The organism is Rhodovulum sp. BSW8, from assembly GCF_003314725.1.
Classification (GTDB): domain Bacteria; phylum Pseudomonadota; class Alphaproteobacteria; order Rhodobacterales; family Rhodobacteraceae; genus Rhodovulum; species Rhodovulum visakhapatnamense.
In genome coordinates this window covers 1-26,165 of record NZ_QNVX01000008.1, presented here as the reverse complement: position 1 = coordinate 26,165, position 26,165 = coordinate 1, and the positions used below count along the sequence as shown (strand labels likewise).

Annotated in this window: 26 protein-coding genes and 1 pseudogene; 19 read left to right on the top strand and 8 right to left on the bottom strand. The window is 66.6% G+C overall.

Annotated features, from left to right (window positions below):
• The first annotated feature begins 99 nt into the window (after positions 1-99).
• Positions 100-992, top strand: a pseudogene (locus tag DSD19_RS06610) (IS5 family transposase).
• On the opposite strand, the gene DSD19_RS06605 reads toward DSD19_RS06610, so the two are convergent.
• The gene (locus tag DSD19_RS06605) at positions 943-1,629 is read right to left on the bottom strand and encodes a response regulator transcription factor (protein WP_075784617.1); all 687 of its coding nucleotides are present in this window, start codon (positions 1,627-1,629) and stop codon (positions 943-945) included. The pseudogene DSD19_RS06610 and the gene DSD19_RS06605 overlap by 50 nt on opposite strands.
• A 9-nt stretch (positions 1,630-1,638) precedes the next feature.
• Positions 1,639-3,147 (bottom strand): HAMP domain-containing sensor histidine kinase, encoded by a 1,509-nt coding sequence (locus tag DSD19_RS06600; RefSeq protein ID WP_113669029.1) that lies wholly within the window; start codon positions 3,145-3,147, stop codon positions 1,639-1,641.
• Between the two features lie 279 nt (positions 3,148-3,426).
• On the opposite strand from DSD19_RS06600, the gene DSD19_RS06595 reads away from it, so the two are divergent.
• From DSD19_RS06595 to DSD19_RS06555, 8 genes are all read left to right on the top strand, one after another.
• Entirely contained in the window at positions 3,427-3,603 is a 177-nt protein-coding gene (locus DSD19_RS06595; RefSeq protein ID WP_371412541.1) for a hypothetical protein, read from the top strand.
• 379 nt (positions 3,604-3,982) lie between these two features.
• Positions 3,983-4,783, top strand: coding sequence for a S49 family peptidase (locus DSD19_RS06590; protein ID WP_113669002.1), 801 nt, complete (start codon positions 3,983-3,985; stop codon positions 4,781-4,783).
• Between the two features lie 192 nt (positions 4,784-4,975).
• A complete protein-coding gene (locus DSD19_RS06580; RefSeq protein WP_075784622.1) occupies positions 4,976-5,956 on the top strand; it encodes a calcium/sodium antiporter in 981 nt (326 codons plus the stop codon).
• A complete protein-coding gene (locus DSD19_RS06575; protein ID WP_113669001.1) occupies positions 5,953-6,729 on the top strand; it encodes an SDR family NAD(P)-dependent oxidoreductase in 777 nt (258 codons plus the stop codon). Before DSD19_RS06580 ends, DSD19_RS06575 begins: the two co-directional genes overlap by 4 nt.
• A 328-nt stretch (positions 6,730-7,057) precedes the next feature.
• On the top strand, positions 7,058-8,935 hold the full coding sequence (uvrC, locus tag DSD19_RS06570; protein ID WP_075784624.1) for an excinuclease ABC subunit UvrC: 1,878 nt from the start codon (positions 7,058-7,060) through the stop codon (positions 8,933-8,935).
• Positions 8,936-8,952: 17 nt separating this feature from the next.
• Positions 8,953-9,519, top strand: a complete 567-nt coding sequence (pgsA, locus tag DSD19_RS06565) for a CDP-diacylglycerol--glycerol-3-phosphate 3-phosphatidyltransferase (protein WP_075784625.1) — start codon at positions 8,953-8,955, stop codon at positions 9,517-9,519.
• Positions 9,516-9,764: a molybdopterin converting factor subunit 1 gene (moaD, locus tag DSD19_RS06560; RefSeq protein WP_108028742.1), complete on the top strand. Its 249-nt coding sequence runs from the start codon at positions 9,516-9,518 to the stop codon at positions 9,762-9,764. Before pgsA ends, moaD begins: the two co-directional genes overlap by 4 nt.
• A 1-nt stretch (position 9,765) precedes the next feature.
• Positions 9,766-10,212: a molybdenum cofactor biosynthesis protein MoaE gene (locus tag DSD19_RS06555; RefSeq protein ID WP_075784626.1), complete on the top strand. Its 447-nt coding sequence runs from the start codon at positions 9,766-9,768 to the stop codon at positions 10,210-10,212.
• Positions 10,213-10,320: 108 nt separating this feature from the next.
• Here the strand turns inward: DSD19_RS06555 and DSD19_RS06550 are convergent, their stop codons facing one another.
• On the bottom strand, positions 10,321-11,919 hold the full coding sequence (locus DSD19_RS06550) for a phosphoenolpyruvate carboxykinase (protein ID WP_113669000.1): 1,599 nt from the start codon (positions 11,917-11,919) through the stop codon (positions 10,321-10,323).
• Positions 11,920-12,249: 330 nt separating this feature from the next.
• Between DSD19_RS06550 and DSD19_RS06545 the strand changes: the two genes are divergently transcribed.
• From DSD19_RS06545 to DSD19_RS06515, 7 genes are read left to right on the top strand one after another with little or no spacing between them, the layout of a single operon-like run.
• A complete protein-coding gene (locus DSD19_RS06545; protein ID WP_075784628.1) occupies positions 12,250-12,951 on the top strand; it encodes a response regulator transcription factor in 702 nt (233 codons plus the stop codon).
• A 42-nt stretch (positions 12,952-12,993) separates the two neighbouring features.
• Entirely contained in the window at positions 12,994-14,682 is a 1,689-nt protein-coding gene (locus tag DSD19_RS06540; RefSeq protein WP_113669028.1) for a sensor histidine kinase, read from the top strand.
• A 33-nt stretch (positions 14,683-14,715) separates the two neighbouring features.
• Entirely contained in the window at positions 14,716-15,144 is a 429-nt protein-coding gene (locus tag DSD19_RS06535) for an HPr kinase/phosphorylase (RefSeq protein ID WP_113668999.1), read from the top strand.
• Positions 15,144-16,070 carry an RNase adapter RapZ gene (gene rapZ, locus DSD19_RS06530; protein ID WP_075784631.1) on the top strand — a complete coding sequence of 309 codons (927 nt, stop codon included), beginning with the start codon at positions 15,144-15,146 and terminating at the stop codon, positions 16,068-16,070. Before DSD19_RS06535 ends, rapZ begins: the two co-directional genes overlap by 1 nt.
• Positions 16,067-16,459 (top strand): PTS sugar transporter subunit IIA, encoded by a 393-nt coding sequence (locus DSD19_RS06525; RefSeq protein ID WP_075784632.1) that lies wholly within the window; start codon positions 16,067-16,069, stop codon positions 16,457-16,459. Before rapZ ends, DSD19_RS06525 begins: the two co-directional genes overlap by 4 nt.
• Before the next feature lie 22 nt (positions 16,460-16,481).
• Entirely contained in the window at positions 16,482-16,748 is a 267-nt protein-coding gene (locus DSD19_RS06520) for an HPr family phosphocarrier protein (protein WP_243627761.1), read from the top strand.
• Between the two features lie 21 nt (positions 16,749-16,769).
• A complete protein-coding gene (locus DSD19_RS06515; protein WP_371412540.1) occupies positions 16,770-17,654 on the top strand; it encodes a lysophospholipid acyltransferase family protein in 885 nt (294 codons plus the stop codon).
• Between the two features lie 68 nt (positions 17,655-17,722).
• Here DSD19_RS06515 and DSD19_RS06510 read toward each other — a convergent pair whose 3' ends face one another.
• Positions 17,723-18,598, bottom strand: coding sequence for a 3-hydroxybutyryl-CoA dehydrogenase (locus DSD19_RS06510; RefSeq protein ID WP_113669027.1), 876 nt, complete (start codon positions 18,596-18,598; stop codon positions 17,723-17,725).
• A gap of 151 nt (positions 18,599-18,749) precedes the next feature.
• On the opposite strand from DSD19_RS06510, the gene DSD19_RS06505 reads away from it, so the two are divergent.
• Positions 18,750-19,583 carry a DUF6473 family protein gene (locus tag DSD19_RS06505; RefSeq protein ID WP_113668998.1) on the top strand — a complete coding sequence of 278 codons (834 nt, stop codon included), beginning with the start codon at positions 18,750-18,752 and terminating at the stop codon, positions 19,581-19,583.
• A 78-nt stretch (positions 19,584-19,661) separates the two neighbouring features.
• On the opposite strand, the gene DSD19_RS06500 is transcribed toward DSD19_RS06505, so the two are convergent.
• From DSD19_RS06500 to DSD19_RS06485, 4 genes are all read right to left on the bottom strand, one after another.
• Positions 19,662-20,588, bottom strand: a complete 927-nt coding sequence (locus DSD19_RS06500) for an electron transfer flavoprotein subunit alpha/FixB family protein (RefSeq protein ID WP_075784635.1) — start codon at positions 20,586-20,588, stop codon at positions 19,662-19,664.
• Positions 20,588-21,349, bottom strand: coding sequence for an electron transfer flavoprotein subunit beta/FixA family protein (locus DSD19_RS06495; protein ID WP_075784636.1), 762 nt, complete (start codon positions 21,347-21,349; stop codon positions 20,588-20,590). Before DSD19_RS06495 ends, DSD19_RS06500 begins: the two co-directional genes overlap by 1 nt.
• Before the next feature lie 190 nt (positions 21,350-21,539).
• The gene (locus DSD19_RS06490) at positions 21,540-22,367 is read right to left on the bottom strand and encodes an SDR family NAD(P)-dependent oxidoreductase (protein WP_075784637.1); all 828 of its coding nucleotides are present in this window, start codon (positions 22,365-22,367) and stop codon (positions 21,540-21,542) included.
• A 51-nt stretch (positions 22,368-22,418) separates the two neighbouring features.
• A complete protein-coding gene (locus tag DSD19_RS06485; RefSeq protein WP_113668997.1) occupies positions 22,419-22,763 on the bottom strand; it encodes a hypothetical protein in 345 nt (114 codons plus the stop codon).
• 136 nt (positions 22,764-22,899) lie between these two features.
• On the opposite strand from DSD19_RS06485, the gene DSD19_RS06480 reads away from it, so the two are divergent.
• Positions 22,900-25,203, top strand: a complete 2,304-nt coding sequence (locus DSD19_RS06480; protein ID WP_113668996.1) for a DNA topoisomerase IV subunit A — start codon at positions 22,900-22,902, stop codon at positions 25,201-25,203.
• 70 nt (positions 25,204-25,273) lie between these two features.
• Positions 25,274-25,999 carry a hypothetical protein gene (locus DSD19_RS06475; RefSeq protein ID WP_113668995.1) on the top strand — a complete coding sequence of 242 codons (726 nt, stop codon included), beginning with the start codon at positions 25,274-25,276 and terminating at the stop codon, positions 25,997-25,999.
• The last annotated feature ends 166 nt before the right edge of the window (positions 26,000-26,165 follow it).

The window sequence follows — 26,165 nt, the reverse complement described above, 5'->3', positions numbered from 1 at the left end:
AAGAAAAATTAAGGATCGGGCGCCGACAGCGGCTTAGGGTCAGGACCTGTTGATTTCAGGTGTTTGGCGTGATTCAGCCTCCGCGAGGACACCTGATCGATGAGCAATCTTTACGGGCTGACCCACGTCCAAATGGAGCGCCTGAAGCCGTTCTTTCCCAAGAGCCATGGCAAGCCCCGTGTCGATGATCGTCGCGTCCCCAGCGGCATAATCTTCATCAATCGCAATGGCTTGCGCTGGCGCGACGCGCCGAAGGAATACGGCCCGGCCAAGACCCTCTACAACCGTTGGAAGCGCTGGAGGTGAGTGGCTGAACGCCACTGGTTCGAGAGAAGCCACGAACACGGGATCTTCGCCCGGATCATGGTCGGCCTGTCCGCCGAGCGCGCCGAGCACAAGACGATCATGATCGACGCGACCTATCTCAAGGCGCACCGCACGGCATCAAGCCTTGGGGTGAAAAAGGGGGGCGCGGGCGCCTGATCGGTCGCACCAAAGGCGGCATGACCACCAAGTTGCACGCTATCTGCGACAGCAAGGGACGGCCGCTCAACCTGTTCGTAACGGCAGGACCGGTGAGCGACGACATCGGCGCGCGGGCACTGCTCGGCCCCCTGCCAAAGGTCGGCTGGTTGCTCGGGGATCGCGGCCATGACGCCGACTGGTTCCGGGAAGCGTTGCAAGACAAGGGGATACGCGCCGTTCGGGGCAGATCTGATCCACTGGATCAAATCCTGTCGCCCGTCACCCCCGGCCGGAAACAACGGAAGACGCAGGTGGAATACGACAAGCGTCGATACGAGCGGCGCAACCGCATCGAGATCTTGTTCGGCAGGCTCAAGGACTGGCGGCGCGTGGCGACACGCTACGATCGCTGTCCCAAGGTGTCCCTCCCCGCCATCGCCCTCGCGGCGGTCGTCATCTGCTGGTTATACCCTGACCCTAGTCCGAGGTCAGCTGCAGAACGAAGCCGCGATTGCGCAGGGTCTTGATCTCGAGCCCGTAAGCGGCGGCCGGGGCGAGCTTGCGGCGCAGATAGCCGATATAGACATCGACCACGTTTTCCGAACTGGTGCCCTCGCGCGCCCAGAGCCGGTCGAACAGGGCAGCGCGGGGCAGGACATGGCCGCGATGGGTCCAGAGACATTCAAGCAGCGCGAATTCCCGTTCGGTCAGCGCGACGCTGCCCTCTGGTCCGTGCAGGCTTCGCGTGGCCGGATCGAGCCGCGGCACCGGGTCGCGCCGAGCCCCGGCGGCACGGCGTTCCTGCACCTTCAGCCGTGTCACCAACTCGTCGAAGGAAAACGGCTTGGCGATGTAGTCGTCGGCCCCGGCATCGAGCCCGGCGGCGCGATCCTCGACCTCGCTCAGCGCCGACAGCATGACCACCGGGGTCCGGTTCCCCGCTGCCCGAAGCGCGCGAACCAGAGCGATGCCGCTATCGGCACCGATCCGGACGTCGACGATAGCGGCGGCGAAGCGGGCGGCGCCAAGTTGCGCCTGCGCCTCGTCGGCGCGATGGGCGCAGACCGCGTCATAGCCGTGCAGCGCCAGCCCGCGCGCCAGCGCCGAGGTGATCTCGGGGTCGTCGTCGACGATCAGGACAAAGGGCCGGGGGCTTACGGTCATCGGCGGGGCTCAGTCGACAAGGGGCACATAGGCGCCGACCAGCGTACCCGGGGCCGTGCCGAGGCGAAAGCCGTCCGGCACTGGGCTTTCGATCGCGATGTGGCCCCCCTGTTGTTCCAGCACCCAGCGGGCCAGCGCCAGCCCGATGCCGAAGCCTTCGCCGGGCGGGGCGGCGCTGCCGCGGCCGAACCGCTCCAGAACGCGGGCCCTGTCCTTCTGCGGGATGCCGGGGCCGTTATCGACGACCCGGACGCAGCCATAGCCCGCCTCTGGTCCGACCGAGAACGCGACCCGGCCGCCCTCGCGGGCGTGGCGCAGGACGTTGCGCGCAAGACCCGCGATTACCTGGCGCACCCAGTTGGGATCGCCCGTTGCCCGAAGGGCGGACCCCGGCATCACTGTCACCTCAAGCCCGGCCGCCTCAAGCTCGGCTCGCGTCTCGGCCAGCGCCTCGGCCAGCGCGATCCGCAGATCCATCGGCTCGGGGCACAGCTCGATCCGTCCGCTTTCGGACCGCGCGACCCGCAGCAGGTCGTCGATCCGCCGGCTCAGCCGCTGTGCCCGCGCCTGGATGGTGGCGAAGGCGTCCTGCGGGGCAGCCCCCTTCAGCCCCAGCTCGGCCTCCATAAGGATCACGGTCAGCGGCGTGCGCAGCTCGTGGCTGATATCGGCGAAGAAGCGGCGGCGATCCGCGTCGATGCGGGCCAGCGCGGCATTGGCGGCGCGCAGATCCTCGGTGCGGGCGCGGATCGTGTCGTTCAGCCGGGCGCGGTCGCGGGCCAGCGCCGTTGCCGCGCGGTTGGTCTCGGCGAAGAGCTGGCCGATCTCGTCGGCGGTGCGTTCCGGCAGATCGGGGGCGAAATCGCCCGCGCCGATCCGGCGCGTCGCCTGGCGGACGCGGTCGAGCCGGTCGAATTGCGGGCGCAGGAGGCCCAGATAGAACCCGCCCACCATCAACGCCGCCAGTGCCGCGACCGCGAGCGCAAGCCCGGTCAGGGACCGGCGCAGGGCGGCGATCCGGGTCAGGATCGCGTCGCGGGTGCGGATCTCGTCGCCGACTGCCTCGTTCAGCAGCGGGTCGAACGCATGGGCAAAGCCGTTCAGGACGCCTTGCAGCCGCTCGCGGTCCCGGGTGTCCGAGGCCAGCCCGGCGCGGGCTGTCCGGAAGAGGGCCTCCATCCGCGCGATGGCAATGCCCTGGCTGGCGCGGCGCGACTGTTCGGCAAGCCCGAGAGCCGCAGCCTCGTCCACGGCCGCCGCAAGGTCCGCACGCATCAGATCGAACGTCTGGTCAAGGTCCGCGGCCGCCGGTGAAAGCCGGGCCGCGCGGGCTTCGGGGGGCAGGCCGGACTGGATCGCCTCGGCCGCCACGACGAGGAAGGTCGAGGCTTCGGTCGAAAGCACCGCATAGCGCGCAAGGCGGCGTTCGGCCTGCAGCGATGCCGCGATCCGGTCGCCGACCCGGTCCATGCCGACCACGGTCAGCGCGCTCGACAGAAGCGCAACCAGTCCGATCATGCCGGCCCCGGCCGCGAGTTTCGTCTTCAGCGAAACGGCCCGGCGCGGCGGCGCGGCAGGATCATGCTGCGTTGCAGCAAAGGCGCCCGAAGATGAGGCATGCGCCGAGCAAAGAGGCACGTTTTCGGGATTCTCCGTGATTTGCACGGTCGGAGACACCGGCTTCTCCTGGAACGGTCCGGCTGGAAGTTTAACCGTTCCAAAATGGAAAGATGCAATACCAAGGGCTGAATTGACAATCGAGGTCCCGCCATGGTCGAATTGCTGTTTGTTGCGTGCATGAGCCTGTCGCAGACCAATTGCGAAGAGCGCAGCCTGATCTTCACCGATGTCTCGCCGATGACCTGCATGATGGGCGCCCAGCCCGAGCTTGCGAAATGGGTGCGCGACCATCCGAACTGGACGGTCTCGCGCTGGCAGTGCCGGTACCTGAACCGGACCGAGCGCAAGGTCTGATCGCAACGGCCCGGTGGAACCGGTTCAGACCCGGTGCCATCCGACGCCGCCCCGCGGCCAGATCGTTCTTCCAAAGACCCCTGTCAGGTCCCGGTTCGCCGGGGACCCCTTGCAGACGCCGCGTCCGGCCGGGCCGGTCTCGCCCATCGCCGGGGGGGGGGCGCCGAGGCCGTTGGCCGTCCGAAGCCCCGAGAGGGCCTGACGCTTGCCGCCGGGCCGGGCGGGGCGGTCAAAGACGGTCTGGCGCCGTGCGTGCGGCCGGGAATGGCACAGATCGCGGGTACAGGTGCCCGACTGACGCCAAGGCGTGCCGCTGCAATCGCAGCACAATTGCGGCCATGTCTTGTTCGTCGCTTTCCGCCGCTCTACATGCGAAGACATGAAACGGTGGCTTCCCTTCGTCAAATCAGATCCGCTCGTCTCGGTTGTCCGTCTTTCCGGCACGATTGCCGCGTCGGCCCGCGGAAACACGCTGTCCGATGCCGCGCTCGCTCCGGTGATCGAGCGCGCCTTCAAGAAGGGCAAGCCCGATGCGGTCGCCCTGATCGTGAATTCGCCGGGTGGGTCGCCCGCGCAAAGCGCGTTGATCGCCGCGCGCGTCCGGCGGCTGGCCGAGGAACGCGACACGCCCGTCATCAGCTTTGTCGAGGACGTGGCCGCGTCGGGCGGCTATTGGCTGGCCTGCGCGGGCGACGAGATCTGGCTCGATGCCTCGTCGATCGCAGGGTCCATCGGGGTGATTTATGCCGGGTTCGGCTTTCAGGATCTGATCGCGCGCTACGGGGTCGAGCGGCGGGTCCATACGGCGGGCGAAAGCAAGAGCTTTCTCGATCCGTTCAAGCCCGAGAAGCCCGAGGATGTGGCCCGGCTGATCAAGCTGCAGGAGCCCATTCACGACGCGTTCAAGGCACATGTGCGGGCCCGGCGCGGCGACCGGCTGAAGACCGACCGCGATCTCTTCACCGGCGATGTCTGGGTCGGGCAACAGGCCGTCGAGGTCGGTCTGGCCGACGGCATCGGGCATCTGGTGCCCAAGATGAAGGAGCGCTTCGGCGACAAGGTGCGCTTTGCGCTGCATGCGCCGCGGCGGGGGCTCCTGTCGCGGCTGGGCGCCCCGGGCGTTGCCGCCGTGGTGGACGAGGTCGAGGCGCGGCTTCTCTGGTCGCGGTACGGTCTCTAGTCCATGCTGCTGAAGGTCGCGCTTCTGTTTCTCGTCGGAATGGCCGTTCTCGGCATGTTCGGAAAGCTGCGTCTGCCGCGCCCGCGCGGCGGGGCGCGCGCCCTGGGGCGCCGCCGCCCCGTTCGATGCCCGCAGTGCGGGCGGTTCAGGATCGGCAGCGGGCCCTGCCCCTGCGGCAAGGGGTAGGGCCGGATGGCAAGCGATCTGCTGAATGCGGGATTGGGCCTGGCCCTGTTGCTGCTGGCCGGGGACAGTCTGGTCAAGGGCGCGGTGAACCTATCGTTGCGCCTTGGGGTTCCGGCGCTGATCGTCAGCCTGACGATCGTCGCCTTCGGGACCTCGGCGCCCGAATTGCTGATCTCGATCAAGGCCGTTCTGGACAATTCGCCCGGCATCGCCATGGGCAACGTGGTCGGGTCGAACATTGCCAATGTGCTGCTGGTGCTGGGGATACCGGCCCTGATGACCGGCATTCGCACCGATGAATGCGACACCCGGCGCACCTATGCGCTGATGGTCGGATCGACGCTTTTCTTCCTCTTCGTCTGCATGATCGGGCCGATCACCTGGATCCACGGCATCGGGCTGATGCTGGCGCTGGGCTTTGTGCTGGTCGATGCGTTCCTGTCGGCGCGCAACCATCGCCGCGAGGCGGCGGTCGCGGCCGAGGCCGCCCGATGCACGGCGTCGGACGAGACTGAAGAGGTCGAAGGCGCCGACCCGTCGCTGGGCTGGTTCAAGATCGGCATGTTTCTGGTGCTGGGGCTTCTGGGCCTGCCGCTGGGGGCAGATCTGCTGGTCGATGCCTCGATCAGCATCGCGCAAGAGATTGGCGTGTCCGATACGGTGATCGGCCTGACGCTGGTCGCGGTCGGGACCTCGCTGCCCGAACTGGCGACGACGGTGATGGCAGCGTTGCGCCGCCAGGCCGACGTGGCGATGGGCAACGTGATCGGGTCGAACATGTTCAACCTGCTGGCCATCATCGGCATGGCAAGCTTCTTCGGCGACATCGCGGTGCCGCCCGAGATGTTGCGCTTCGACTTGTGGATCATGCTGGGGGCGGCGCTTCTGCTGACGCCCTTCGTGGTCTGGAAGCTGGCCCTGGGCCGCGCCTGGGGGGCGTTGTTCTTCCTGCTTTACGCGGCCTATGCCGGGGTGCTCTTGCTGTGACCGGCCGGGCGCTCGTCACCGGCGGCGCACCGGGGGTGGTCGTGGCGCTGGCGGTGCATCTGGCCAGAGAGGGCCATGACGTCGCGCTGCACTGTGCGGGCGACCCGGAGGCCGCCGCCCGGACGGTCGCCGAGATCCGCGCCCTGGGGCGCGTCGCGGTGGCGCTCGACGCCGATCTCCTCGACGAGGCTGCGGCCTCTGCCCTGGTGCCCCGCGCGGCCGAGGCGTTGGGCGGGCCGATGACAGTGCTGACCACCGCGGCCTCGGTCTTCGAACATGACACGTTTTCGACCGCGACCCGCCAGAGCTGGGACCGCCATATCGGGGCCAATTTGCGGGCGCCCTTCGTGCTGATGCAGACCTTCGCCGCCCAGGCGCCCGAGGCCGGACGCGACGCTGCGGGCGAAGCGCTGTCCGAAGGTCTGGTCGTCAACGTCATCGACCGGCAGGTGCTCGGCCCCACGCCTGATTTCCTGACCTACACCCTCGCCGAGACGGGACTTTGGGCTCTGACCCGCACGGCTGCCCAGGCGCTTGCCCCCGCGATCCGGGTGAATGCGATCGCCGTGGGCGAAGCCCTGCGCGGGACCCGGTGCGCCGACGCCCCCTACGCGGCGTTCCGGGCCAGCACGACCCCGGTCACGGGACGGGGCAGCGAGCCGAAGGGGCTTGCGGGCTGCGGGGATGCCGCGGCCGCGCTCGGCTATCTGCTGGCGGCGAAGGCCGTCACGGGGCAAGTGATCTGCGTCGGCGACGGCCATCTTTCAGGGTGATCCGGGCCCGGGATCGCGTGTGTGCAGAGCCCTTGCAGGACGCCGCTGCGTGAGCTTTTCCACGCGTCATGTGAGCGTCACAGTTTCGTAATGATTTCTTAAACAATATCAACGTTTTGCCATGGCCCCAAAAAATTTCATTTGAAATCAATATCTTGAAAAGCCGCCCAAAAAGTGGGCAAACCGAGGAGTTGGGCGGAAAACAATGAAAATTTCGAGACGCCCGCAGCTTATCCGCAACCTTATCCACAGAAGTCGTGGATTTGTTTCCCCTTGCCTCCGGCTGTTGCCCATTGCAGGCAGTCTCCGGAATCACGATCTCTGAGCGATGACCCCGACCGCCGACCCCGATACCGCCCCGCGCCCCCGAGGCCATGCCTGCGTCCAGTCCTATCTGGCGACGCTTGACAATTCGCCGGGCGTCTATCGGATGCTCGATTCCGAAAGCCGGGTGCTTTACGTCGGCAAGGCGCGCAACCTCAGGAAGCGGGTGTCGAACTACGCCAAGCCGTCGGGCCATAGCGGCCGGATCTCGCGGATGATTTCGGAAACCGCGTCGATGATGTTTCTGACGACGCGGACCGAAACCGAAGCGCTGCTTCTGGAGCAGAACCTCATCAAGCAGCTCAAGCCGCGCTACAACGTGCTTCTGCGCGACGACAAGAGCTTTCCGAATATCCTGGTGGCCAAGGACCATGCCTTTCCGCAGATCCGCAAACATCGCGGCGCCCGGACCGAGAAGGGCGCCTATTTCGGTCCCTTCGCCAGCGCGGGCGCGGTGAACCGGACGCTGAACCAGTTGCAAAAGGTGTTCCTGCTGCGGAATTGCACCGATTCGGTCTTTGAAAGCCGCAGCCGCCCCTGCCTGCTGTTCCAGATCAAGCGCTGCAGCGGCCCCTGCGTCGGACGGATCTCCGAGGCGGACTATGCGGCCGCGGTGCGGGATGCCGAGGATTTCCTGAAGGGCAAGTCTTCGGGCCTGCAGGAGGCATTGGCGGCCGAGATGCAGCAGGCCTCGGACGCGATGGAGTTCGAGCGCGCGGCCGGGCTGCGCGACCGCATCCGCGCGCTGACCCAGGTGCAATCGGCACAGGGCATCAACCCGCGCGGCGTGGCCGAGGCCGATGTGGTGGCGTTGCATATGGAAGGCGGGCAGGCCTGCGTGCAGGTCTTCTTCATCCGGGCGCACCAGAACTGGGGCAACCGCGACTATTACCCGAAGACCGGCAGCGGCGCCGAGGCGCCGGAACTGCTGCAAGGCTTCCTCGGCCAGTTCTACGACAACAAGGAGCCGCCCCGGCTGATCCTGCTTTCCCATGACATCGAGGACCGCGACCTGATGGCCGAGGCGCTGTCGCAGAAGGCCGGACGCCGGGTCGAGCTGTCCGTGCCCCAGAGGGGCGAGAAGGCCGAACTGGTCGAGAACGCGACCCGCAACGCCCGCGAAAGCCTCGGGCGGCGGATGGCCGAATCTGCGGCGCAGGGCAAGCTGCTGGCGGGCCTGGCCGAGGCGTTTGCTTTGGACGCGCCGCCAAAGCGGGTCGAGATCTACGACAACTCGCATATCCAGGGCAGCCATGCGGTGGGCGCGATGGTCGTGGCCGGCCCCGAGGGCTTTCTGAAAAGTCAGTACCGCAAGTTCAACATCCGCGGCGACAGCCTGACGCCGGGCGACGATTTCGGCATGATGAAGGAGGTCCTGACCCGCCGGTTCCAGCGCCTTCTGAAGGAAGATCCCGACCGCGCGAGCGAGACCTGGCCCGATCTCTTGCTGATCGACGGCGGCGCCGGGCAGGTGGGGGCCGTGGCCGAGATCATGGCCGATCTGGGCGTCGAGGACCTGCCCGTCGTGGGTGTCGCCAAGGGCATCGACCGCGATGCCGGCAAGGAAGAGTTCCACCGCCCCGGCGAACGCCCCTTCGCGCTGAGGCATAACGACCCGGTGCTTTACTTCGTGCAGCGCCTGCGCGACGAGGCCCACCGCTTTGCCATCGGCACCCACCGGGCGAAACGCGCCAAGGCAATGGGCGCGACGCCCCTGGACGAGATCCCGGGCGTCGGCGCCACCCGCAAACGCGCGCTTCTGACCCATTTCGGCAGCGCCAAGGCGGTCGGCCGCGCGGGCCTCGCCGACCTCAAGGCGGTCGAGGGAATTTCCGACAGCCTTGCCGAAACCATCTACGGCTTCTTCCATGAGCGCGGCTGACGCGCTATGACCCGGCCATGAGATGGACTCTCCCCAATATCCTGTCGGTGCTGCGCCTTGCGGCCGCGCCGCTGTTCCCTCTGGTCTATTTCCTCTGGGACAGCCCTGTCGCCGACTGGGTGGCGCTGGTGCTTTTCGTCGGGGCCTCGGTCACCGACTGGGTTGATGGCTATGTCGCCCGGCGCTGGCAGTTGACCAGCCGCTTCGGCGCCATGATCGACCCCATCGCAGACAAGGCGATGGTCCTGGCGGCCCTTCTGGTTGTGGTGGCCAAGTTCGGCATGCCGACCTGGCTGACGCTCGCCGCGACGGTGATCGTCTTCCGCGAGGTGTTCGTCTCGGGCCTGCGCGAATTTCTCGGCGCCCAAGCCGGACGGCTGAAGGTCACCAAGCTCGCCAAATGGAAGACGACGGTGCAGATGATCGCGATCTCGGTGCTGATCGCCCATGGCATCCTGCCCCATGCCGCCATCGAGGGGCTCGGCACCGCGCTGCTGCTGGCCGCCGCCGCGCTGACCCTGATCACCGGGGCCGACTATTTCGCCAAGTCCTGGCCCTATCTGAGGGATGAACAGGCGCGATGATCGACGTGCTCTATTTTGCCTGGGTCCGCGAACGCATCGGCCTGCCGAAAGAGCGGATCGAGACCGCGGCCCCGACCGTCGCGGCGCTGGTCGAGGAACTCTCGGCCCGTGAGGACCGCTATGCCGCGGCCTTCGCCGATCTCTCGGCACTGCGGGTCGCGGTCGATCAGGATCTCGCAGATTTCGATGCGCCCCTTGTTGGCGTGCGCGAAGTGGCCTTCTTCCCGCCGATGACCGGCGGGTAAGATGGACATCCGCGTCCAGGCCGCCCCCTTCGATTTCGGCGCCGAGGCTGGCGCCTTCGCCAGGGGCCGCCGCGACGCAGGCGCCATCGTGACCTTCGCCGGGATCGTGCGCGACGATGGCGGGCTCGCCCGGATGGTGCTCGAACATTACCCCGGCATGACCGAACGCGCTCTCGAGACCATCGCCGCCGAGGCGACGAGGCGTTTCGGGCTTCTCGACTGCCTCGTCATCCACCGCCATGGCAGCCTGACGCCCGGCGAAACGATCATGATGGTCGCGACCGCCGCCCCCCACCGCGCCGATGCCTTCGCGGCAGCCGAATTCCTGATGGACTACCTCAAGTCCCGCGCGCCGTTCTGGAAGAAGGAATTCGGCGCCGACGGCGCGGCCTGGGTCGCGGCGAAGGACGCGGACGAAACCGCGCTCGACCGCTGGGCGCAAGACTGATCTTCTTCTTGGTGCAAATACCCGATCGGCGCCGCAAGGCGGCCAAGGGAAACGGCAAAGGCCCGGTCGCTAGACCGGGCCTTTTCATTTGACTTCAGGACCGAAGGCTCAGCCGATGGCGGCTTCCTTCACGTCCTCGTCGATGAAGGGCAGGTACTGGGCGAAGTTCTCCGAGAACATCCTGACCAGTTTCTGCGCCTGCGCGTCATAGGCCTCCGGGTCGGCCCAGGTGCGGCGCGGGTCCAGCAGGACCTCGGGCACGTCATGCACCGCCAGCGGGACCTCGAAGCCGAAATTCGGGTCCTTGCGGAACTCGGCATCGTTCAGCGACCCGTCGAGCGCCGCGGTCAGCAGGGCGCGGGTGGCCTTGATCGGCATCCGCGAGCCGGTGCCATGGGCGCCGCCGGTCCAGCCGGTATTGACCAGCCAGCAGGTCGCGCCATGCTTGGCGATCTTGTCGCGCAGGAGGTTGCCGTAGGCCTCGGGGCGACGCGGCATGAAGGGCGCGCCGAAGCAGGTCGAGAAGGTGGGCTCGGGCTCGGTCACGCCTTTCTCGGTGCCCGCAACCTTCGAGGTGAAGCCCGACAGGAAGTGGTACATCGCCTGCGCGGGCGTCAGCCGGGCGATCGGGGGCAGAACCCCGAAGGCGTCGCAGGTCAGCATGATGATGTTCTTCGGATGCCCGCCCAGCGAGGTCTCGGAGGCGTTCGAGATGTAGTCCAGCGGATAGGCGCACCGCATGTTCGCGGTCAGGCTGTCATCCTCGAAATCCAGTTCCTTGGTATGCGGGTCGAACACCATGTTCTCGATCACGGTCGAGAATTTCGACGTGGTGGCGTAGATCTCGGGCTCGGCCTCGGGGCTCAGGCTGATGGTCTTGGCATAGCAGCCGCCTTCGAAGTTGAAGGTGCCGTTATCCGACCAGCCATGCTCGTCGTCGCCGATCAGGGTGCGGGCCGGGTCTGCCGACAGCGTGGTCTTGCCGGTGCCCGACAGGCCGAAGAAGATCGCGGTATCGACCGGATTGTCCTTGGCATGGTTGGCCGAGCAGTGCATCGCCATGATGCCCTTGCCGGGCAGGATGTAGTTCATCAGGGTGAAGACCGACTTCTTGATCTCGCCGGCATATTCGGTGTCGCCGATCAGGATCAGCTTCTTGGCGAAGTTCAGCGCGACCACGGTCTTGGAGCGGCAGCCATGGCGTTCGGGATCGGCCTTGAAGCTCGGGCAGTTGATGATGGTGAATTCGGGCACGAAGCTGTCGAGCTGTTCCAGCGCGGGACGGCGCAGCAGGTGGCGCGAGAACAGGCCGTGCCAGGCCATCTCGGTGACGATCCGCACATCCAGACGGTTGTCGGGATCGGCGCCGGCATAGAGGTCCTCGACGAAGACCTCGCGACCCTTCAGATGCGCCAGCATGTCGGCATGCAGGCGGTCGAAGGCCTCGGGCTCCATCGGGCGGTTGTTTTCCCACCAGATATGTTCGACCACGTCCGGCGTGCGCACGACGTGCTTGTCCTTGGGCGACCGGCCGGTATGAACCCCGGTGGTCACGAGGAAGCTGCCGCCCTGGCCCAGCGTGCCTTCGTTGCGCTTGAGGGCCTCTTCGACCAGCGCCGGTTCCAAGAGGTTGTAATAGACCTTGTTCAGCCCTTCGATGCCCTGGGTCTCAAGGCGCTGATTGGGGTTCACACGTCCGAATTCCATGGTCTGTGCTCCTTGCCACCGCACTTCGGTCGGCGCGGCTATACCATGACGTTTCCATGAAACAACAGGGACCGGAGAGGCGTTAGCGCAATCATAGTTCGATTTTTTTACTGATAGCGCAACCATTTTGCGCGGATTGATAAAATTCGTTCGCGGCCTGCACGGACCCGGCCCCGGAGAGTGTTAGCGGTTAGGTAAACGTTTTCCGGCTTCAATGTGCCGCAATGTAATGCTGCGATTCGCAACGGGCCTGCGATTCGAGCTGTGGCGTGAGTAAATGTTGCGTAGATTCAATTGGTTCCGCTTGTGGACAGGATAAGGAACTCTCCCATGTCTAGGATTGCGCTCGTCGACGATGATCGGAACATCCTCACCTCCGTTTCCATGACGCTCGAGGCCGAAGGGTTCGAGGTGGAAACCTACAATGACGGCCAGGCGGCGCTGGACGCATTCAGCAAGCGCATGCCCGACATGGCCGTTTTCGACATCAAGATGCCCCGGATGGACGGAATGGATCTGCTGCAGCGGGTGCGCCAGAAAAGCTCGATGCCGGTGATCTTCCTGACCTCGAAGGACGACGAGATCGACGAGGTCCTGGGCCTCAGGATGGGCGCCGACGACTATGTCAAGAAGCCCTTCTCGCAACGGCTTCTGGTCGAGCGCATCCGCGCGCTCCTGCGTCGGCAGGAGGTCATCGCCGCCGATGCCGGGCCCACGCCCGAGGAAAGCAAGTCGATGGTGCGCGGCCAGCTCGCCATGGACCCGCTGCGCCATTCGGTGACCTGGAAAGGCATGGATGTGTCGCTGACCGTGACCGAATTCCTGCTGTTGCAGGCGCTCGCCCAGCGCCCCGGCTTCGTGAAAAGCCGCGACCAGCTGATGGATGTGGCCTATGACGATCAGGTCTATGTCGACGACCGCACCATCGACAGCCACATCAAACGGCTGCGCAAGAAGATGCGTCAGGTCGATTCCGACTTCTCGGCGATCGAGACCCTGTACGGCATCGGCTACCGCTACAACGAGGAATAGGCCGACGGTCCGGGGACAGAGCCTGTGCGCGACAGCAAGCGGATGGCAGTTGACGAGGCCGGGTTCGGCGACGATCCCTATGGCTGGGTGGGCGGGCGCGAGATCGACCGCCGCCGGTCGCCCCTGCCAAGCCGGAGCCTCATTTCGCTGAACCGCTCGCCGCTGGCGCGCCGGATCATTGCCGCCAACCTGATCGCCCAGATCGTACTGATCTCCGGGGTGCTCTATCTCAACCCCGCCCGTGACAGTCTGCTGAGCCTGCGCGAAAGCGGGATGGTGGCCGAGACCAAGCTGATCGCCGATGTGTTCGAGGCGCAGATCCCCCAGGGTGCCGCAGTTGACCTGGCCACCTCGGACGGGCTCGACGTCGGGGCCACGCTCGACGCGCTGGAACTGGCCCCGGGGGCCGAGGTCTATGTCTTCGACACCACGCGGGGCCTTGTCGGCCGGGCGACGGGGGTCAAGCGGGCCGACTGGCCGGTGGACGGCTACGAGGATGACGGCCGGATCACCATGATCACCGATGCGCTCTACCGGGTCTGGGAAACGATCCTGAGCCTTTCGGGCAGCGATCGTCTCGCCCCGGATACGGTGGATCCGCGCGTCCAGCTCAAGGATCAGGTCGCGGCCACCCTGACGGAGGGACCGCAGCTTCAGACCGGGGTCGACGCCGAGAACCGCACCACCTTCACCGTCACCACCCCGATCCTGCAGGAGGGCCGCGTGGTCGGCGTGGTCGCCATGGTCTCGGCCAGCGGCGAGATTGACTGGCTGGTCCGGATCGAGCGCGAGCAGGTCCTTCAGGTCTTCGTGATCGCCATTCTGGTGTCGATCGGGCTCAGCCTCGTGCTGGCCTCGACCATTGCCAACCCTTTGTCCGAACTGGCCGCGGCCGCCGAGATCGGACAGGACCGCAATGCCCGCTCGATGAGCCCCGGGCGCGTGCGAATCCCCGATCTCAGCGCCCGCCCGGACGAGATCGGCCGCCTGTCGGCTGCGCTGCGCGGCATGGTGGCCGCGCTTTACGACCGGATCGACGCCAACGAACAATTCGCCGCCGATGTCGCGCATGAAATCAAGAACCCGCTGGCCAGCCTGCGCTCGGCCACCGGCACGTTGCGCGTGGCGCGGCGCGAGGACCAGCGCGCCAAGCTGCTCGACGTGATCGAACATGACGTGCGCCGCCTCGACCGCCTGGTCAGCGACATCTCGAACGCCTCCCGGCTCGACAGCGAACTGGTCAAGGAAGAGGAGACGACAGTCGATCTGGTGCGGCTGCTGCGCGGGCTTGCGGACCATCTGGGCCAGCAGGCGCGCGAACGCGGGATCGACTTCATCGCCGATCTGCCACCCGATCCGATCCAGATCCAGGGGCTCGAGGCGCGGCTGGCGCAGGTCTTCGTCAACCTGATCACCAACGCGATTTCGTTCTGCGAAACCGGCGATGCCGTCCGGATCTGGGCGCGCAAGCGCGACAACCGGGTTCTGGTGGTGGTCGAGGATACCGGCCCGGGCATTCCCGAGCAGGCCTTGACCAAGATTTTCAACCGGTTCTATTCCGAACGCCCGGCCGGTCAGTTCGGCAACCATTCCGGCCTGGGACTTGCCATCTCGAAACAGATCGTCGAAGCTCATGGCGGTGTGATATGGGCCGAGAATATCCGCCCGACCGAGGCCGACCTGACTTCGGAACAACTGGGCGCCCGTTTCGTCGTGGGTCTGCCGATCTGATGCCCGCCCCCGCCGGAGACTGCCGCAGCTGTCATGCCCGCCCCCGAGACCTGCATCCTCCATGCCAGCACAGTCGTCCATCGCGGCCGCGCGGTCCTGATCCGGGGGGCCTCGGGCTCGGGCAAGTCGGCTCTGGCGCTGCAACTGATGGCGCTGGGCGCGACCCTTGTCGCGGATGACCGCACGGTGCTGACCCGCAGCCCCGAGGGTCTTGTCGCCTCCAGCCCCAAGGCGATCCGCGGTCTGATCGAGGCGCGGGGCGTGGGGCTCCTTCGCACTGAAACCGTCGCCTCCGCACCGGTGGTGCTGGCCGTCGATCTTGACATGGCCGAGACCGACAGGATGCCGCCGCCGCGCGAGATCGAGATCCTCGGCATGTCGCTGCCCTTGCTTCGCCGCGTGGATCGGCCATATTTTCCCGCAGCTATCCTGCATTGCCTCATCGCCGGACCCCGCTTCTGATGTCCAACGCCGCCGAGACCGACCCGGGCCCCCGCCCACAGCGCATCGTGCTGGTGACGGGTGCGTCCGGGGCCGGGCGGTCGACGGCGCTGAACGTGCTTGAGGATCTGGGGTTCGAGGCCATCGACAACCTGCCGATTTCGCTGATCCCGCGCCTTCTGGACGGCCCGATGCCGGGGCCGTCGCTGGCCCTGGGCGTCGATATCCGTACCCGCGACTTTTCGGCCCGGGCGCTGGCCGATCTGATCCGGGCGCTGGCGGCGGCCCCGGGGCTCGAGGCCGATGTGCTGTATCTCGACTGCCGGCCCGATGTGTTGCTGCGCCGCTTTTCCGAAACCCGGCGGCGCCATCCGATGGCCCCGGCCGAAAGCCCGGCGGAAGGGGTCGCGCGCGAGCTCGATATCCTCGGCCCGATCCGCGAACTGGCGAGCAGCCTGATCGACACCTCGGATCTCACGATCCACGAGTTCCGCGCCGAGATGACCGCGCGTTTCGCCCCCGGCGGGGCCGCACCGCTGGCGGTTTCGCTGCATTCGTTCTCTTACAAGCGGGGGTTGCCCCTGGGGCTCGACATGGCCTTCGATTGCCGCTTTCTGCGCAATCCCTACTGGAACCCGACCTTGCGCGCGCTCGACGGGCGCGATCCGGCGGTCGTCGCCCATGTCGCGGACGATCCGCGCTTTACGGCCTTTCTCGACCGGATCTCGGATCTCGCGGCACTGGTGCTGCCGGCCCATCGCGACGAGGGCCGCAGTCATATCTCGATCGGCTTCGGCTGTACCGGAGGGCAACACCGCTCGGTCGCCGTGGCCGAGGCCGTGGCGAAACGGCTTGCGGCAACGGAATGGCAAGTGTCTATAAGGCATAGGGAACTGGAGAGGCGGGCGCAGGGCGCGCCCGCAAGACGAGCGGGAACGGGCGCGTGATCGGAATCGTCATCGTCGCGCATGGGGGGCTGGCGCGAGAATACCTGGCCGCGGTCGAACACGTCGTGGGTCCGCAGCCCGGTGTACGCGCCATCTCGATCGCGCCCGACGACGATCGCGCCGCCAAGCAGGACGAGATCTGCCGCGCCGCCGACGAGGTCGACGAGGGCGGGGGGGTGGTGGTGGTGACCGACATGTTCGGCGGCTCGCCCTCGAACCTCTCGATCCGCGCCTGCGCACCCGGCGACCGGCGTATCCTTTATGGCGCCAACCTGCCCATGCTGATCAAGCTGGCCAAGTCGCGCCGGATGAGCGTCAGCGATGCCACAGCCTCGGCGCTGGCGGCCGGGCGCAAGTATATCGACAGTTTCGACGCAGGCGGCCTGTGAGGACCCATTGACCAGCAACAGCGTGATCCGAGTGTTCGAGATCGTGAACGAAAAGGGGCTGCATGCCCGGGCCTCGGCCAAGTTCGTGGAATGCGTCGAAGAGCACGATGCCAGCGCCGAGGTGTTCCGCGACGGGATGAGTGCGTCGGGCGATTCCATCATGGGGCTCCTGATGCTGGCCGCCTCGAAAGGCACCAGCATCGAGGTTGCGACTCGCGGTCCCGAGGCCGCCAAGCTCGCGGATGCGCTGGAACGCCTGGTGGCGAACCGGTTCGGCGAGGACATGTGACGCGAGCCCCCGATGCAGGACATGGCTGACCACCGCGCGCCGATGACCGCGCCCGCCCGGAACGCACCGCGCGCGGACCCGTCGGCCGAGCCGCCTTACGACGCGCGCGAGCTTTCCTACGCCCGGACCTTCCCCGACCCGCTTCGCGCCCAGGCGATCCGCGCCATCGAGATCCTGACCGGCAAGCTGACCCTCTTGCGCCTCGTGCGCGAATTCGAGGCGCGGGGCGTTCCCCGGGGCCAGGCCTTCTGGCGTCAGGCGCTGGATGTGATGGGCATTGCCGTCGCGACCCCGCCCGACCAGGTGGCGCGGATCCCGCGCGAGGGCCCGCTGGTGATCGTCGCGAACCATCCACATGGGCTGGTCGACGGCATGGTGCTGGCCGATCTCGTCGGCCGGGTGCGGACCGATTACAAGATCCTGACGCGCTCGCTGCTGACCGGCGTGGCCGAGGTCGCCGAATTCATGATCCCGGTGCCCTTTCCCCATGCCGAAGATGCTCGCGAACAGAATCTCGAGATGCGGCGCGCCGCGATGGCGCATCTTGGCGAGGGGGGCGCGGTGGTGCTGTTCCCGGCCGGGGTCGTCGCCGCGTCGCCGACCTTCTTCGGCCCCGCAATCGAGGCTGGCTGGAACCCCTTCACCGCCAAGCTGATCCAGCGCTCGGGCGCCCGGGTCCTGCCGGTCCGGTTTCCCGGCGCCAATTCGCGCTGGTATCAGATCGCCAACCGGTTATCGCCGACGCTGCGCCAGGGGCTTTTGCTGCACGAGGTCGTTCACGCCCTGAACCGGCCCCAGTGCCCCGCCGTGGGCGAACCCATAGACCGCGACGTGATCGAGCGCTGGGTGGGCGATCCGCGTGGCTTCGTCGCCTGGCTGCGCGAACGCACGCTGGCCCTGGCCTGACCCAGGCCCCTGTTCTTCTTGGCACAATACCCACTTCCTGACGGGCGTCCTCCGCCCGCGGCGGGTGGTCAGCGCGTGGGAACCGGCGTCTCGCCCCGGTAGTCGTAGAACCCGCGATTGGTCTTGCGGCCCAGCCATCCCGCCTCGACATATTTGGTCAGCAGCGGGCAGGGGCGGTACTTGGTATCGGCCAGCCCTTCGTGCAGAACGTTCATGATCGCGAGGCAGGTATCGAGCCCGATGAAATCCGCAAGCTCCAGCGGCCCCATCGGATGGTTCGCCCCAAGCTTCATCGACTCGTCGATCGACCGGACCGATCCGACGCCTTCGTACAGCGTATAGACTGCCTCGTTGATCATCGGCATCAGGATGCGGTTGACGATGAAGGCCGGGAAGTCTTCGGCCGAGGCGGCGGTCTTGCCCAACGACTCGACCACTTTCAGCAGCGAGTGATAGGTCTCTTCGTCGGTGGCGATACCGCGGATCAGCTCGACCAGCTGCATCACCGGCACCGGGTTCATGAAATGGAACCCCATGAATTTCTCGGGCCGGTCGGTGCGGCTGGCCAGCCGCGTGATCGAGATCGACGAGGTGTTCGAGGTCAGGATCGTGGTCGGTTTCAGATGCGGCTGCAGATCCTCGAAGATCGCCGTCTTGACCGTCTCGCGTTCGGTCGCGGCCTCGATGATCAGGTCGGAAGATCCCAGATCGGTCAGCACCGTGGTGGTCGAGATCCGGCCCAGCGCGGCCTGCTTTTCGGCCTCGGAGATCTTTTCGCGGCTGACCTGGCGGTCGAGGTTCTTGCCGATGATGCCAAGGGCCCGGTCCAGTGCGTCGGCAGAGATGTCGTTCAGCGTGACCTCGTACCCGGCCAGAGCAAAGACATGGGCGATGCCGTTGCCCATCTGGCCCGCACCGACTACCCCGACCGTCTTGACGTCCATCTGCATCCCCCGCCTTGCTGGCGGCACATTGGCCGATGCGGCGCTGCCGCACAAGGGCGACGTTATCCATAGAATGTGAACTTTAGCGACTTCGAAACGCCGCATGCCCAACCTGAAGAGCGGTGAGTCGCAAGACGCGAGTGGGTGCAAGATGAGCTTCGATAACATGGGCAGCGGATCGCTGGCCTACTTCCCTTGCCGTTACGGCAATTCGAGATTGCTGTTCAGGGGGCCAAAGAGATCGCTGGACCAACCCTATTGTGCCGTGGTGGGTGGCACCGAGACCTATGGAAAATTCGTGCCGAAGCCGTTTCCGGCGCTGATCGAAGAGGCGACCGGGCTGCAGATGGTCAATCTGGGCTGCGTCAATGCCGGGATCGACGTCTTCCTGAACGATGTCTCGCTGATGGACGTGGTGGCCGGGGCCAAGGTCTCGATCTTTCAGGCGCTCGGTGCGCATAACATGTCGAACCGGTTCTACGTGGTGCATCCGCGCCGGAACGACCGCTTCCTGCGTGCCTCGGCGATGCTGAAGGCGCTGTATCCCGGCGTCGATTTCACCGAATTCCACTTCACCCGCCACATGCTGAGCGTACTGAAGCAGAAATCGCCCTCGGCCTTCGAGATTGTGGTGGCCGAATTGCAGATGGCCTGGCAGGCGCGGATGCGCAAGCTTGCGGGGCGCATCCCGGGCGACAAGATCCTGCTCTGGCTGCCAAGCCGCGCGCCGGAGGGCGATCAGCCATCCGACGGGCTGGGACTGGATCCGTTATTCGTAACCCAGCACATGCTGGACACGGTGCGGTCCTATTTCACCCGGGTGATCGAGTTCGAGCCCAGCCCCGAAGCGCTTGCCCCGGGCACCGAGGGCATGGTGCATGGCGAGATGGACCAGGCCGCGGCCGCGTCGCTGCCCGGACCTGCGGTGCATGAAGAACTGGCCGAGGTGCTGACCGTGGCGCTGCACGAACTGCGCGCGCTTTGACCCCGACCCACCCCGCTTGCCGACATGGAAAGGCCCGCCGGTGCGATCCGGCGGGCCTGTCGTTCCGTGGCGGCGCCCTCAGAGCTTGGAGACCAGCTCGGGCACCGCGTCGAACAGATCTGCGACAAGACCGTAATCGGCAACCTGGAAGATCGGCGCCTCTTCGTCCTTGTTGATCGCGACGATGACCTTCGAATCCTTCATCCCGGCCAGGTGCTGGATTGCGCCGGAAATGCCCACCGCGATGTAAAGCTCGGGCGCCACGACCTTGCCGGTCTGGCCGACCTGCCAGTCGTTCGGGGCAAAGCCGCTGTCGACCGCCGCGCGCGACGCGCCGACCGCCGCACCCAGCTTGTCGGCCAAGTCCTCGATCAGCTTGAAGTTCTCTTCCGACCCGACCCCGCGGCCGCCCGAGACGATCACCCCGGCCGAGGTCAGTTCGGGCCGGTCGCTTTTCGCGGCGGTATCCGAGACCCATTCCGACAGCGCCGGGTTGCCCGCAGCCGCCACGTCCGAAACCGGGGCGCCCGCGCCTTCGCCTGCCGCCTCGAAGGTCGAGGTGCGGATCGTCAGGACCTTTTTGGCGTCCGAGGACGTGACGGTCTGGATCGCGTTGCCGGCATAGATGGGCCGGTCGAACGTGTCGGCATCGACCACGCCCACGACATCGGTGATGATCATGACGTCCAAGAGCGCGGCGACGCGCGGCATGATGTTCTTGGCATCGGTCGTCGCGGGCGCTGCGATATGGTCATAGTCGCCCGCCAGCGACACGATCAGATCGGCGGTCGGCTCGGCCAGGCGGTGGCCGTAGATCGCGTCCTCGGCGACCAGCACCTTGGCCACGCCGTCGATCTTTGCGGCGGCCTCGCCCGCGGCCTTGGCATGGGCGCCGACGCAAAGCGCGGTCACCTCGCCCAGCGCCCTGGCGGCGGTCACCGCCTTGGCGGTCGCGTCGAGTTGCAGTTCGCCCCCGGTGACTTCGGCAAGCAGCAAAACGGCCATCAGAGCACCCCCGCTTCGTCTTTCAGTTTCGCGATCAGCTCGTCGACCGAGCCCACCTTGACGCCGGCCTTGCGCTCGCGCGGTTCGGCGGTCTTCAGCACGGTCAGGCGCGGCGCGGTGTCGACGCCGTAATCGGCGGGCGTCTTCTCGTCGAGCTGCTTTTTCTTGGCCTTCATGATATTCGGCAGCGAGGCATAGCGCGGCTCGTTGAGGCGCAGGTCGACCGAAACGATAGCCGGCAGCTTGACCTTGATGGTCTGCAGGCCGCCATCGACCTCGCGGGTGACCTCGGCCGCGTCGCCGTCGATCTCGAGCCCCGAGGCGAAGGTGCCCTGGCTCCAGCCCAGAAGCGCCGCCAGCATCTGGCCGGTCGCGTTCATGTCGTTGTCGATGGCCTGCTTGCCGCAAAGCACCAGACCCGGCTGTTCCTCGTCGACCACGGCCTTGAGGATCTTGGCGACGGCCAGCGGCTCGATGTCGTGATGGATGTCCTCGGCGGCGACGATCAGGATCGCCCGGTCCGCGCCCATGGCCAGCGCGGTGCGCAGGGTTTCCTGGGCCTGCTTGACCCCGATCGAGACCGCAACGATCTCGGTGGCCTGACCCTTTTCCTTCAGGCGGATCGCCTCTTCGACGGCGATTTCGTCGAACGGGTTCATCGACATCTTGACGTTGGCGAGATCGACCCCCGTTCCGTCCGCCTTCACGCGGACCTTCACGTTGTAGTCGATCACCCGCTTAACAGGCACAAGGACCTTCATCGGCGTGTGTCTCCCTTGCAGTCGCGCCCCCCTCCGGGGGCAAGTCAATGGTTCCGGAGAGTGTTAGCGAGTCTCAAACCGAGGGAACAGACCAAAAGCGTCGGGAAAATATATTTCGTCAGGGAAGGTTTCTGCGGCCGTTTGTTGCGCGCCGTGTCTTCGGGCGCATGCCCCGGGCGCTGCGTCCCGCCTATCCCTTGTCGATCAGCCAGTCGAGCGCGGGTGTCGGCAGGACCCGCCGCGCGATGTTCATCAGGTAGGTGGGCGTCGTCACGAAATAGCGCGGGCGCGGGTGTCGCGCTTCCAGCGCATGGACCAGTTTGCGGCTGACCGCGGAGGGCGGCAGTTCGAACCTGTCGCGGCCGCGATCCTCGTAAAGCCGTTGCAGAAGCGAGGTGCGGTACTGGTCCGCCCGGGCGCTGGCCGTCCAGTCGATCCAGCGTTCGAAATGCGGGATCGAGTTCACCCGGATCTTCGAGGTCACCGGGCCGGGCTCGATCAGGATCACCCGGATCGGCGTGTCGCGCATCTCAAGCCGCAGCGTGTCGGTCAGCCCCTCCAGCGCGTATTTCGTGGCCGAATAGGCGCCGCGCCATTTCAGCGGCACGAGCCCCAGTACCGAGGAACAGTTGACGATCCGGCCATGGCCCTGCGCGCGCATCGCGGGGATCACCCGCCGGGTGAGGTCGTGCACCCCGAAGAGGTTGGTCTCGAAAATCTCGCGCAGCGCGTCCCGCGGCAGGTCCTCGACCGCGCCGGGACAGCCGAAGGCGCCATTGTTGTAAAGTGCATCGAGTGTGCCGCCGGTGCGCGACAAGGCCTCGTCGACCGCGGCGGCGAGGCTTTCTTCGCTGGCATAGTCGAGCGGGAAGCTTTCCAGCCCCTCGCCGCGCAGGCGCGCGCAATCGGCGTCCTTGCGGCAGGTGGCGAACACCCGCCAGCCCCGCGCGGCGAGCGCGTGGGCGGCATCATGGCCGATGCCAGAAGAACAGCCGGTGATCAGGACGCTGCGTGCCATGACGCGCTGTTGGCATCCGGCGCGCGCCCTGTCCAGCCCCGAGCTGTCCTGCTATTCCACCGGGCAGCCCGAAAGATCGTCGGCGCAGGTCACCAGCGTGCCGGAACAGCTGACCGGTCCGACCTCGGTGCAGCCCGAACAGGACACGCCCCCCGGTCCGCCCGGGTCGCTGCTGCAGCCGTCGCAGCAGAAGGACCGCGACTCGGTCCCCATGTCGATAATGGCGAAACCGGTCCCGACCGAAACGCGGGGCCCGCTGCCGGGAGTGGCCCTGAGCGTGCCATGGCTGCCGGCCTGCGTGCCTGCCGACATGGACTGGTTCTGTGCGAGGGCGGGATCGGGAAGGGCGGCAAGGACAAGAGCGGTGCCCAAGGCGATTGGTGCGAAAAGTTTCATTGGGGTTCTCCCTAAAAAGAAGGGCAGTATACCCTTTTCGCGCCAAAATTGCTACGCGCGGGGCGGCGGCCGGGTCGGGGTCGGCATGCGGGTTCCGCCTCTGGACTTGTCTGCCTGCCTTATCTAGACGACACGCATGTCAGACGCCACCGACCCCCCCAAGATGGACGCCGTGTCCGAACCGCTTCGCCGTGCGATCGGCGACCGCTATCTGACCTATGCGCTGTCCACGATCATGGACCGGGCGCTGCCCGACGCGCGGGACGGGATGAAGCCCGTGCACAGGCGGATCCTGTTCGCGATGCGCGAACTCAAGCTGTCCGCGACCGGGGGGTTCCGCAAGTCGGCCAAGATCTCGGGCGATGTGATGGGCAACTATCACCCCCATGGCGATGCCGCGATCTATGATGCGATGGCGCGCCTGGCCCAGGATTTCAACGTCCGCTACCCGCTGGTGGACGGGCAGGGGAACTTCGGCAATATCGACGGCGACAACCCCGCCGCCAGCCGCTATACCGAAGCCCGCCTGACCGCCGCGGCCGAGGCCCTGATGGAGGGGCTGTCGGAAAACGCGGTCGATTTCCGCCCCAATTACGACGGCACGCTGGAAGAACCCGTCGTGCTGCCCGCGGCCTTTCCGAACCTGCTGGCCAACGGGTCGAGCGGCATCGCCGTGGGGATGGCGACAAACATCCCGCCGCATAACATCGACGATCTGGTCGGCGCCTGCCTGCATCTGATCAAGTCGCCCGAAGCCCATGACGACACGCTGCTGCAATTCGTGCCGGGCCCCGATTTCCCGACCGGCGGCGTCATCGTCGAGCCGCGCGACAGCATCGCCCAGGCTTATCGCACCGGGCGGGGCAGTTTCCGGCTGCGCGCCCAATGGGCGGTCGAGGATCTGGGGCGCGGCCAGTGGCAGATCGTGGTCACCGAGATCCCCTATCAGGTGCAGAAATCGAAGCTGATCGAACGCATCGCCGACCTGATCCAGACCAAGAAGATCCCGATCCTGGCGGATGTCCGGGACGAAAGCGCCGAGGATGTGCGGCTGGTGCTCGAGCCCCGCTCGCGCAATATCGACCCCGAAGTGCTGATGGGCACGCTGTTCCGCAACTCGGATCTCGAGATCCGGTTCAGCCTCAACATGAACGTGCTGATCGACGGGCGCACGCCGAAGGTCTGTTCGCTGAAGGAGGTGCTGCGCGCCTTCCTCGATCACCGCCGCGCGGTGCTGATCCGCCGGTCCGAGCACCGTCTGGACAAGATCGACCACCGGCTCGAGGTGCTGGAGGGGCTGCTGATCGCCTTCCTCAATCTCGACCGGGTGATCGACATCATCCGCTATGACGACGAGCCCAAGGCCGCGCTGATGGCCGAGGACTGGGCGCGGCCGCGCGCCAAGGCGATGTCCGACCGCGACTATGTCTCGCCGCTGCCCGCCGACGGTCCGGGCACGCTGACCGAGGTTCAGGCCGAGGCGATCCTCAACATGCGGCTGCGCTCGCTGCGGCGGCTCGAAGAGATGGAACTGACCGCCGAGCGCGACCGGCTGACCGAGGAACGCGCGGGCCTGCGCGATCTTCTGGACCACGAAGATCTGCAATGGAAGCGGATCGCCGACGAACTGCGCGAGGTCCGCAAGAATTTCGGCGCCAAGGCGCCGGGGGGCGCGCGCCGGACCCGGTTTGCCGAAGCCGCCGAGGTGGCCGAGGTGCCGATCGAGGCGATGATCGAGCGCGAGCCGGTGACCGTGGTCTGTTCGAAGATGGGCTGGATCCGGGCGATGAAGGGCCATCTGGCCGACGGGTCCGCGCTGAAGTTCAAGGATGGCGACGAGGGCCGTTTCGTGATCCCGGCCGAGACCACCGACAAGCTGATCCTGTTCGGCGCGAACGGGCGGTTCTACACCCTGCCGGTGGCCCAGCTTCCGGGCGGGCGCGGCATGGGCGAGCCGGTGCGGCTGATGGTCGATCTGCCCAATGAAAGCGAGATCGTCGCGCTGTTCATCCATCGCCCCGGCGAAAAGCTCTTGGTGGCCTCCAGTGCAGGCGACGGCTTTGTTGTCGGCGCCGACGAGGTGCTGGCCCAGACCCGCGCGGGCAAGCAGGCGCTGAACGTCAAGGCGCCGGTCGTGGCCAGGGTCTGCGTGGCGGTCTCGGGCGATCACGTCGCCTGCGTCGGGCAGAACCGCAAGGTGCTGGTCTTCCCGCTGGAGGAACTGCCCGAGATGACGCGCGGCAAGGGCGTCCGGTTGCAGAAGTACAAGGATGGCGGTCTGGTCGATGCCACCACCTTCACCCTGGCCGACGGGCTCAGCTGGCGCGATCCGGCCGGGCGCACGCGCACCGAGGCCGACCTGTCCGAATGGCTGGGCAAGCGCGCGGGCAGCGGGCGGATGGCACCGCGCGGCTTCCCAAGGGACAACCGCTTCACCTGAGCGCGAGCGTTGCGTGACCGTGACCCTTGGGCTATTCCGGGTCGGCGATACAACATCTTGCGGGGATCCCATGAGCCGTCCGTTCACGACCCTGAGGTCCGTTCTGCTTGTCGCGGCGCTGGCGCTGTTAGCGGCCTGCGGCGCCAAGGACGATCTCGACGAGCCGCCGGTGCCGCTGGGCGATTTCAGGCTGGGCTATGCCATCGTCGTGGCCAAGAACGCCAAGGACATTCCGCCCTCGCGCCAGGCGACGGCGGAGGAATGGGAGACGGTGCTGAAGGAAGAGCTTGAACGCCGCTTCGGCCGTTATGACGGCGACAAGATCTACCATCTGGGCATCGCGGTCGACGGCTATGCTCTGGCGGTGCCGGGCGTTCCGGTGGTGCTGGCACCGAAATCGATGCTGGTGCTGTCGGCCAATCTCTGGGACGACGCGGCGGGCAAGAAGCTGAACGCCGAATCCGAGCAGCTGTCGGTTGGCGAAGGCCTGAACGGGGCTACCCTGATCGGCACCGGGCTGACGCGGACCAAGGACGAGCAGATGCGCGCGCTGGCCCGGAACGCGGCAAAGCGGATCGAGCGCTGGCTGGTCGAGCACCGCGAGGACTGGCTGAACTACGATCCCGATGCTGCCGTGACCGACGTTGCGCTGGCCGGAGTCGCGGCCGGATCGGCAGCCGACCCGCTGGCCGCCGCGGCGCCCGCATCGGCAGGCGAAATCGTGACGCGTCCGCTGGATACGGCCGCGGAACCGCTCTCGTCCGGCCCGGCGGCGGCCCCGTCCCCGGCGAACTGACGCTTGATTTCCGGCGGGCCAGAGACTAGAGAGCCCGCGATGTTGAATCGGGCCCGGAGGCGGCCCCCTAATCCATGAGGCGCCCAAGATGGGTAAGGCAAAGTTCGAACGGACGAAACCGCACGTTAACATCGGCACGATCGGCCACGTTGACCACGGGAAGACG